Here is a 7,975-nt window from a genome sequence, read left to right on the forward strand (position 1 = left end):
GTATTTTGTAATTGCCGTTCTGGTTGATACCACTCACTGCATTCTTTACATTTCCGTTGTCGAAACTTTGCCACCTTATCCCCCTAACACCAATCCCATAATCAGCATGAGTGCTGTCCAAAATCCGATAAATATTAAATACCTCATTGATCCTGCTCTTCATCACATTTACACCTGCATCCTTCCAAATGGTATGGGAATGCACTATCTAAATCAGAAAACCAACTGCGGCAGATCTGGCAATATAGCGCTTCCCACGGCACACCATATTCGTCCATCCATTGTCTAATCTGTGGTGATACAGAAATTGGTGGCATGCAACTGATATCAAAATTGCGCAAACTCAATTCACGTTGAGCTGCATCTAAACGTGAGTTAGCACTGATTAAACTCTGTCTGGTTATCAATAATTGCTTGCGTAATCGGTTATTTTCTTCATAAAGCTCACCAATTAACTCATTGGGATGCTGAGAAATATTTTTAACATTCATCCTGCCTCCTGTTTGAGTTTCATGTACTCGCTGTCATGAGGAATTGTCAGAGCCAGTCCGAACTGAGCGCACCATGCCTCTATCCGGCTCATGTAGTAGTACATGTCGCCTGTATCCAGTTCCGATGTTTTCCGTAATTCCTCTTTTGTATGTATTTCGCCAGTCACAAAATCGGTATACTCGACTTTCTTAAAGCCCAAATAGGTTGCTTTCAAATCATGCTTAACCTTTTTCGGTGTCATCCAAGTACGACCAGACTTAATCAGGTACTTACTGATTTCGTCGTACCATTTGTGGGAAAGGTTATTTTGAGAAAGGCTACGTCTGGGCTTGTAAGGTTTTATTGAGATACTGAGTTTTTGGTGAGTGGCGAGTAGTTGTTTCAGGTTGTCGTAAAATAATTTTTTGGTTGATTCATGTAGGCAGAAATTATCCATTTCTAACCTCCGTTATTTACTCAGGTATAAAAAAGCCCTCTTTGGGAGGGCTGGAATTAGTACTTATTTGGAAGCTCAGGAGTTTCAAATAAAGAAATTAGCTTCAGCGCATCTTGCTTTCCAATGCTTTTTTTACCAACTTGATTTAAAAGATACTTAGGAAAATTATTGATAATATAATTTTGTTTTAACCAAGATCTAAACACTGGCAAGGCGGAGTCTGGATAAGCATATGGTGCCTGTGGATTACTTTTTGACTGCGGGTAATAGTCAGGATAATAATGCTCGTATTTATCCCTTTCTCCATATTTTTCAGCAAGTGAGTTTTTTACCCAAAAATCTGACCAAGCTCTCCCGACAGATATATCAGGAATAACTTTATCACTAACGACAAACCCAGCCCTGATCATTGGTACAATCATTGAGGCTATTTCTGTAAATATACAAAAAAATCCATCAGGAACTGCGCTTGTAGTTAAATCAATTCTATCGTGAAAATGTTTCCAGCTATCAATGTTCTTCTGGTTAGGGTGATAACCAACAGCCTGATAGATATACTCGGTAAATTTAGTTCTGGCTAATGTTATAAATGCATTTTTAGCCTGTTCTCTTGGTTCATCAGCAACGAAAGCATAATACTGAAGAAGGGCCATGCAAACAGGTTCTGGGAATGCATTTACTTCTCTTCCATTAAATTCAGCATTAAGAAATAAAGAATCTTCTCTGTAATTATATTGTTCGAGTATTTTCTGTATTTCTCTTCCTCTGGGTTTTGTTTTTTCATCATTCCAGTTAATTGTAAGTCTGTAGAATGGACCATGCCCCAGCCCACACATTCGTTCTAATCCACGGCCTGATAAAAATGGTACACCACTTTCAAGAACTCCCATTTCAACGCCATCAATCTCAACTTGCTTTTCCACATGAAAGAGTTGCTGCTGAACGGGAGTGGCACCTGAAATAGCCGATAATTGAGTTAATCCATTGTTTTTAAATAATTTAGACATGGCACCTAACCTTGTTTAATGATCATCTAAACCCTAGACAGACACCGCTTGCTGAACATTGTCATAGTATTCATATACTAAACAATTCTCACCGCTTAATTGATAAAAAATTATTTGCTTTGTGAGGTATGTACATAATTACGAAAGTAATTATTCATGCTCAAAAATTCCCAGCATCTTGTTCCAATAAGAAGAATTCGATTTCAGTATTCTGATGCTTAGCTATACGCAATGCCTCTTGGCGGTCATGCTCATCATTTTCATTAGATGTCTTGATTAGACAAATTTTTGATATGATTCTAAGCAATGCTTGATTGTTACGTTCTATTAGTCGTCTAGCGTCTGCATCTAATTTTTCTTGCTCTGTCATCTCAAAAGTCCTTATGGTGGGGGTTACTTAACTTGGCGGCGGTAACTCTGCCAATTGAAATTAATGCTGGTAGGTGTACCCATTCTTAGGCGATCAATAACCCGTTCACCCAAAACAGCGGTCAGTTGCTCAAAATCTAAATTCGTCAGCACGCCAACCGGTTTTTTGTTTGCCAGACGCCGATCTACCACCTGAAAAATAATCAAATCCTCATTCAGGTTATTACGCTGCACACCGACATCATCAAGCACCAGCAAATCGACAGCACACAAATCATCAACCAATGCTGATTCGCTAATTTTCGTGTCTTTCTGGTAGGTTTCCCTCACCCGCATCATCAAATCAGGCAGAGTGGCAATCAAAATATTGTTGCCGTTCTGAATGATGTGATTGCCAATGGCTGCCGCGAGGTGATTTTTCCCCGTTCCCGGATTACCACTGAAAATAAATCCGCCGAATGAGTTGCCGAAATTTTCGGCATACTGACGTGCCCGAACTAATGCCCGTTGCTGCTCAGGCGTGGTCGCGATGTAATTATCAAACGTGCAATTCTGGTGTAACGGACTGATACCAGAGCGGCCCATAATGCGATTTAGTCGGCTAATCCTGTTCTCTTCGATGATGCGCTTTGAATCAATCTCCCCCTGTTCACGATGCCATGCCATCAGCTCCTCAGCGTTCGCGAATTTGCGTTTGATATGTTCAGGCATCATTCGATGAAAACGAGCCAGTGTTGACATGCTCATCAGAAATCCTCCGAAATGAATTGCTCTGTGCGTACAGGTTGAATAATGCGATCACCAACGCGGCGTTTGTAGCGATTGGCTTGCTGGTTATTCTGGTAATTCAGTTTCTGGCTAGTGGTAATAAACCATTTCTTCGGTTTCTCCGCTTGAAACTCCAGATCCAGCCTTTGAAGCTCATGCAGCAAATCGATATTCGGGTATAGGTTTTTCCATGCTGAATAGTCTTTGTGGTTTAAGCGGATGATCTGCCCTTCAAATGCGTACTTGCTCGACATGGGGTGAACACTGGCAGGCCGATTTTGATTTTCCTCAACGCAAGCCGGATTTTCGGCTTGGGTGTTTATAGGGTTAAAGGAATCAGGAATCAGGTTAAGGGAATCAGCAGGATTTAAATTGTTCTTGTACTGTTCTTGCACTGTATTAGTACTGTGCTTTTCTTGTGTTTCTGTATTTTCAATAATTTGCAGTTGCTCTGCACTATTCTTGCACTGTTCTTGTTCTGTGCTTTCTTTGTTCTCTTCCTGTGCTTGTTTCGGCTCTTTACTGCTCTCGCAGTATTTAGGTATTTCACTTGCCGCTTCTTTACAATGCGGGTTTTGATGCTTCTTCCAGTTATTAATCTGGATAAACTCATTTCCATCTACCGCATATCGGGTGATGAAATTCTTCTTATGCAGTTGCTGCAATAAATCATCACAATTTGCATCATCATAAGGGAGAATCATTGCCTTAATTTTACGAGGCTTATCTTCTAACCGACCTTCACGATCAGCAATAGTCCATAAACCAGCGAATAATAATCTTGCTAATGGTTCACACTCGGCTAAATCATCATTGGTGAAAAAGCCCGGCTTGATGTTTCTTGACCTAGCCATGTTAACTCCTTAAAAAGGCACATCTGTTATTGTGTTTATTGATGGAACGGGAAGACGGGGGCCAATAAATGCAGCCTGTTCCTTTAGGTGAGCTTCGAGCATTTGATCCACTTCACTTTGAATTAGATAAGCAGTTCCGTTTTGGAAGAAAAGTGAATGGGGTCTTTCTCTGTTTTTCTCTATGAGGTTTTTAACAGCAAACCTTATTAATCTATCGGCTACTGATAATTTGCAGCCAAAAATACTGACTCCCAAACTTTCAAACAAAGCATCAAGATTCAGTTCATTTAATTTTTCAGTACAAATAACGTCGTAATAGTCAGCTATTCGCTCAACGGGTTCGCCAGTTTTTACAAGCCCCGCCCCTTCGCAAGCCGCTATAATTTCCTCCAAAGAGGCGTCAAAAAATTCTCTGGATTCGTTAATGCGAAATTCGAATAACATGTCATGCACGGTCGCTTCATCGTTAGAGGGATCTCTTGAATAAAAAGTGGCTGCTATTTCAAACTTGCAAGGAACACCAGTAGCAGAGGCCAGTTCTTTTGCTCTTGCTTCTGGTGAAGTGGTTGTCATGCCAACTTTATATATTCCCGGCATATATTTATTGCTGAGTACATAAACCCAACCCTCAACCCGGAAACCTTCCGATAACTCCGCATGGGTTATTATTCCTTTATGGACTTCCATCTCTTCTAAGTGCATAATTATCTCCAACGAAATGTATTTTCGGGGAACCGCTAAATCCCTATCTCAAGTTGCATTTCAGAAGCCTCGGAGGTTGCACCCTTCGAGGTTTTTCTTTTGGGGTATCGGATATACTCCAGTGCTGCTATTAATTTCTGTGCATCCTCCCTGTTTATCACTACGTTTGTGTCTGGTGAGTCATACTCAATAGCAACCAGGAACCGAGCCATTTTCTCAATGAAACTCATGTCATCGATTTTCTGTGGGCGCTGCCAGCGAGTGATTTGGGATTCATGGACGCCAATTATTCGGGCTACGTTCCGTGAGCCTTTTAGGACGAGTTTGTTGATCAGTTCACTTTCCTTGTCTCTGAATAATTTGCTGTAACTTGCGTGATCCATACGTAAAATTCCTAATGTTTAGTTTCGTTTAATAAAAATACAGGTGTATCAACTATCCTGAGATAGATGATGTTGAATTGCCCTAACACGTATTCAGGGCGCCAGTGATGTTAAAGAACGGATAGCCTAAGCAGAATGTTCACGACGATGAGCAGGGAATGGCTTTAATTCTTCTGCCTCCACTTTCCCATCATGGTGAATGATAACTGTAATTTTTCGCCCAATAGCGAGCGCCTTACTAATCGCGCTTTGGTTAATTCCAAATAGGGAGGCAGTTTCTTCCTGCCCTTTTTGGGATACAAAATCTGATAACGGAATTCGTTCCATGTCATCCTCCTGTTGGTTTCGATACGAGTATTACTTATAGTAATAAAATAGTCAACACTAACGGTAATTGGTAATTATGACTTTAAGTTATAGAATCGTGTAATGAAGAAGATTCCACTGAGCGACGAGCAAATCTCGGACGCAAATCGCCTTAAAGCAATATATGAGGCAAAGAAAAAAACATTGGGATTGTCCCAAGAGGTATTGGCTGAAAAGCTGGGTATGGGACAGAGCGCTGTTGCGCAGCTATTAAATGCGAAGAACGCTATTGGTGTATCTCATGCAGCTAAATTCGCTGAAATTTTGGAGATTACAGTAGATGATTTTAGTTCATCGTTAGCGGCAGAAATTGCCGGAATGGCACAATACATTCGTGCATTGTGCGAACATATTGAAACAGTGAGACCAGCCAATAACCAGTTAACAAAACAGCAGAAAGAACTACTAGATCTGTTCGATAGTTTACCATCAGAAGAAGCAGATCGTTTCTTGCGCGAATTAAAGGCAAAATCGGCGCATTTTAATGCGATTTTTGCCGAAATGATGGCAAAACGTGGCATCAAAGCAAGTTAGCAGAAGAATTTTCATCTGTAAATCATAACGTTGTGAAATGTTATGCTGATCATATTTTTTATATAGGCCGCATTTCGCGGCCTCGCAGTCTAATAATGTCTTAGGTGTAATCCCTGCTGAATTAATGCGTAGTTAGGTAGGTAGTTTGTTTAATTATCAATCTATGAAATATTAAAAATCAAGAGGTTAAATAGCTCTAATGGATGAAAACTTGACATTTATTACAGTCGAAATATTAAGTGAATATTTTGAGTCAAAAGAAATTTCACCACGCTGTGGACTTTGTGGTCACCTTCATTTTACTGTTCCTCAAGTTGGGGTGGCTGGAGTATTGTCTGCTGGAATGAGAATTGGCCCTTACGTTAATGTAGTTAAAGCAGAAAGCATCTATCACGAAAAAATAAATAACTATTATATTTCAATTATTTGCAAAAATTGTGGCAATGTAATAATGATAGATTCTCTGCAAGTTCTGGAATGGTTAAAGCAAAAGTATCCTGCTATCATGGAGAAAGACAGCAATGAATAAACCAGACAATGTGTTCCCAATAAGAGGTGATTTGCCATCTAAAATAGGTGGTGGTGATGGAGGTGATGAGATGTTAGAAGCTCGTGTGGCGCGGCTTGAGTCAGATGTTGAACACATCAAAACTACTATGAATGATATGAAGTCTGACCTAAAATCAGTTACCAGTGATATTGGTGTAGTGAAAACTGACGTTGCTCTGATTTTACAGAAAATGGATAACCTTTCTTCGTCTGTAGAGAGTAAAGCCAATAATAGTGACGTTGCTTTAATACTGCAAAAGATGGATAGCCTATCCTCATCTGTAAACAAGAAAGCAAGTTTTGAGCAAGTAGATACAAAAATCGGTGGCCTTAAGATATGGTTTTTGACCCTATTGCTATTTTCAATAGGAATGCCTGTCATTATGTTTTTGCTAAACCTGTACATGAAGAAACCATAAAAATGATTACATTTTGGGCGGGGTCAATATGCAAACGGATCTAAAGCAGCTTAAAGAAGATATAAATTCTATAAAAACCTCTCTTGCTGTCATCAAATCGAATTATGCTACTAAATCAGACGTAACAGGCTCTGCTAACAAAATAATTTTGTGGATTGTTGGAGCCATTGTCTTCTCTCAACTATTACCCGCGATACCAAAAATCATTGAAACGTTTATAAAATAGCCCTCCCCACGAGGGCTTTTTTGTGACCTTTTCTCACATACCCGTACATAGCCATTAGCCAAATCGAATAATCAATCACCAGTCAGTGATATAAGTCACAATATCCCACTTATAGAAAAATTTATTTCTTTATTAATCAATGACATTACTAATGGTGATAAAATATTATTACTATTAGTGTTGACTAACATATTACTAGGAGTGATACTAAATACATCAACGGCACGGAGCCAAAAGCAAAAGGAAGTTCGCTCTTTAAAATTCTGGCGCTCTGACTATGTGTTAGAGCAACCCATTAAACCGCTGAGTAGGTTTTGGGGTGTGGTGACTGAGCCTAAAAGTAATCAGACATCAAGCGCAGATGAATGTCTGTATCAGGACTACGGTCGACGCAATCTGCGATAGAGTCACAACGTAGCGATCACTGCACCACCAAAACTTACTTACGGAGGCGTTATGACAAAAATTCTGAGAAGTAATAAACCTGCAAATGCCAAAACCCGTCGTTTAGCTAAACAAAATGAGTTCTGGGACAGGAAGCGAGCTGAATACGAAGCCAAACCTAAGAATCGCTCAGTAGGGGAAATTTGGGACAGTATTTTCGGTCAGCCGGTCGATGAAATTGACGTACTGGCCAATTTATTTGCGCAACTCAAGAAAGATGAGAGTGACAACAACAGCGGTTCCTGCTGCATGAGTGACGTCGCTCTGTATTCAACCAAAACCAACTCCCGCCGTAGACTGGCGTCGGGGAATGTGACAGCGAGGGTGTGAGTTGTAAATCACGCGACGAGATCTAGGTCATTGCTAAATTTTTATTAATGATGAATCATCACAATACAATCAAAGGTGATAAATGAGTAAAAAAAT

At 40.0% G+C, this 7,975-nt stretch carries 14 protein-coding genes; 5 read left to right on the top strand and 9 right to left on the bottom strand.

What is annotated here, in order from left to right; genetic code table 11:
• Nucleotides 1-143 precede the first annotated feature (143 nt).
• The 9 genes from IQ211_RS16835 to IQ211_RS16875 all read right to left on the bottom strand — a co-directional run bounded on the left by IQ211_RS16835 (nt 144) and on the right by IQ211_RS16875 (nt 5,338).
• On the bottom strand, nt 144-491 hold the full coding sequence (locus tag IQ211_RS16835; RefSeq protein ID WP_189761063.1) for an SH3 domain-containing protein: 348 nt from the start codon (nt 489-491) through the stop codon (nt 144-146).
• Nucleotides 488-928 (bottom strand): NinB/YbcN family protein, encoded by a 441-nt coding sequence (locus IQ211_RS16840; protein WP_189761064.1) that lies wholly within the window; start codon nt 926-928, stop codon nt 488-490. Before IQ211_RS16840 ends, IQ211_RS16835 begins: the two co-directional genes overlap by 4 nt.
• Before the next feature lie 56 nt (nt 929-984).
• Nucleotides 985-1,935, bottom strand: a complete 951-nt coding sequence (locus IQ211_RS16845) for a BstA C-terminal domain-containing protein (RefSeq protein WP_189761065.1) — start codon at nt 1,933-1,935, stop codon at nt 985-987.
• Between the two features lie 160 nt (nt 1,936-2,095).
• Entirely contained in the window at nt 2,096-2,305 is a 210-nt protein-coding gene (locus IQ211_RS16850) for a hypothetical protein (protein WP_189761066.1), read from the bottom strand.
• Between the two features lie 23 nt (nt 2,306-2,328).
• Nucleotides 2,329-3,051, bottom strand: a complete 723-nt coding sequence (locus IQ211_RS16855) for an ATP-binding protein (protein WP_189761067.1) — start codon at nt 3,049-3,051, stop codon at nt 2,329-2,331.
• Nucleotides 3,051-3,926 carry a hypothetical protein gene (locus IQ211_RS16860; RefSeq protein WP_189761068.1) on the bottom strand — a complete coding sequence of 292 codons (876 nt, stop codon included), beginning with the start codon at nt 3,924-3,926 and terminating at the stop codon, nt 3,051-3,053. The genes IQ211_RS16855 and IQ211_RS16860 overlap by 1 nt, the downstream gene beginning before the upstream one ends.
• Nucleotides 3,927-3,935: 9 nt before the next feature.
• On the bottom strand, nt 3,936-4,628 hold the full coding sequence (locus tag IQ211_RS16865; RefSeq protein WP_189761069.1) for a GIY-YIG nuclease family protein: 693 nt from the start codon (nt 4,626-4,628) through the stop codon (nt 3,936-3,938).
• A 35-nt stretch (nt 4,629-4,663) separates the two neighbouring features.
• Nucleotides 4,664-5,011 (bottom strand): CII family transcriptional regulator, encoded by a 348-nt coding sequence (locus IQ211_RS16870; RefSeq protein ID WP_189761070.1) that lies wholly within the window; start codon nt 5,009-5,011, stop codon nt 4,664-4,666.
• 126 nt (nt 5,012-5,137) lie between these two features.
• Nucleotides 5,138-5,338 carry a Cro/CI family transcriptional regulator gene (locus IQ211_RS16875; RefSeq protein WP_189761071.1) on the bottom strand — a complete coding sequence of 67 codons (201 nt, stop codon included), beginning with the start codon at nt 5,336-5,338 and terminating at the stop codon, nt 5,138-5,140.
• A gap of 102 nt (nt 5,339-5,440) precedes the next feature.
• On the opposite strand from IQ211_RS16875, the gene IQ211_RS16880 reads away from it, so the two are divergent.
• The 5 genes from IQ211_RS16880 to IQ211_RS16900 all read left to right on the top strand — a co-directional run bounded on the left by IQ211_RS16880 (nt 5,441) and on the right by IQ211_RS16900 (nt 7,879).
• Nucleotides 5,441-5,911: a helix-turn-helix domain-containing protein gene (locus IQ211_RS16880; RefSeq protein WP_189761072.1), complete on the top strand. Its 471-nt coding sequence runs from the start codon at nt 5,441-5,443 to the stop codon at nt 5,909-5,911.
• 199 nt (nt 5,912-6,110) lie between these two features.
• Nucleotides 6,111-6,440: a hypothetical protein gene (locus tag IQ211_RS16885; protein ID WP_223281855.1), complete on the top strand. Its 330-nt coding sequence runs from the start codon at nt 6,111-6,113 to the stop codon at nt 6,438-6,440.
• Nucleotides 6,433-6,879: a hypothetical protein gene (locus tag IQ211_RS16890; RefSeq protein ID WP_189761073.1), complete on the top strand. Its 447-nt coding sequence runs from the start codon at nt 6,433-6,435 to the stop codon at nt 6,877-6,879. The genes IQ211_RS16885 and IQ211_RS16890 overlap by 8 nt, the downstream gene beginning before the upstream one ends.
• 28 nt (nt 6,880-6,907) lie before the next feature.
• On the top strand, nt 6,908-7,105 hold the full coding sequence (locus IQ211_RS16895; protein ID WP_189761074.1) for a hypothetical protein: 198 nt from the start codon (nt 6,908-6,910) through the stop codon (nt 7,103-7,105).
• Between the two features lie 456 nt (nt 7,106-7,561).
• Nucleotides 7,562-7,879 (top strand): hypothetical protein, encoded by a 318-nt coding sequence (locus IQ211_RS16900; RefSeq protein WP_189761075.1) that lies wholly within the window; start codon nt 7,562-7,564, stop codon nt 7,877-7,879.
• The last annotated feature ends 96 nt before the right edge of the window (nt 7,880-7,975 follow it).

Origin of the sequence: Xenorhabdus griffiniae, assembly GCF_015163655.1 — a bacterium.
Classification (GTDB): Bacteria; Pseudomonadota; Gammaproteobacteria; order Enterobacterales; family Enterobacteriaceae; genus Xenorhabdus; species Xenorhabdus griffiniae.

Coding starts and splice junctions, on each gene's coding strand:
- IQ211_RS16845 (WP_189761065.1), bottom strand. CDS start 1,935: ATGTCTAAATTATTTAAAAACAATGGATTAACTCAATTATCGGCTATT.
- IQ211_RS16870 (WP_189761070.1), bottom strand. CDS start 5,011: ATGGATCACGCAAGTTACAGCAAATTATTCAGAGACAAGGAAAGTGAA.
- IQ211_RS16840 (WP_189761064.1), bottom strand. CDS start 928: ATGGATAATTTCTGCCTACATGAATCAACCAAAAAATTATTTTACGAC.
- IQ211_RS16880 (WP_189761072.1), top strand. CDS start 5,441: ATGAAGAAGATTCCACTGAGCGACGAGCAAATCTCGGACGCAAATCGC.
- IQ211_RS16885 (WP_223281855.1), top strand. CDS start 6,111: ATGGATGAAAACTTGACATTTATTACAGTCGAAATATTAAGTGAATAT.
- IQ211_RS16850 (WP_189761066.1), bottom strand. CDS start 2,305: ATGACAGAGCAAGAAAAATTAGATGCAGACGCTAGACGACTAATAGAA.
- IQ211_RS16855 (WP_189761067.1), bottom strand. CDS start 3,051: ATGAGCATGTCAACACTGGCTCGTTTTCATCGAATGATGCCTGAACAT.
- IQ211_RS16900 (WP_189761075.1), top strand. CDS start 7,562: ATGACAAAAATTCTGAGAAGTAATAAACCTGCAAATGCCAAAACCCGT.
- IQ211_RS16835 (WP_189761063.1), bottom strand. CDS start 491: ATGAATGTTAAAAATATTTCTCAGCATCCCAATGAGTTAATTGGTGAG.
- IQ211_RS16865 (WP_189761069.1), bottom strand. CDS start 4,628: ATGCACTTAGAAGAGATGGAAGTCCATAAAGGAATAATAACCCATGCG.
- IQ211_RS16895 (WP_189761074.1), top strand. CDS start 6,908: ATGCAAACGGATCTAAAGCAGCTTAAAGAAGATATAAATTCTATAAAA.
- IQ211_RS16860 (WP_189761068.1), bottom strand. CDS start 3,926: ATGGCTAGGTCAAGAAACATCAAGCCGGGCTTTTTCACCAATGATGAT.
- IQ211_RS16890 (WP_189761073.1), top strand. CDS start 6,433: ATGAATAAACCAGACAATGTGTTCCCAATAAGAGGTGATTTGCCATCT.
- IQ211_RS16875 (WP_189761071.1), bottom strand. CDS start 5,338: ATGGAACGAATTCCGTTATCAGATTTTGTATCCCAAAAAGGGCAGGAA.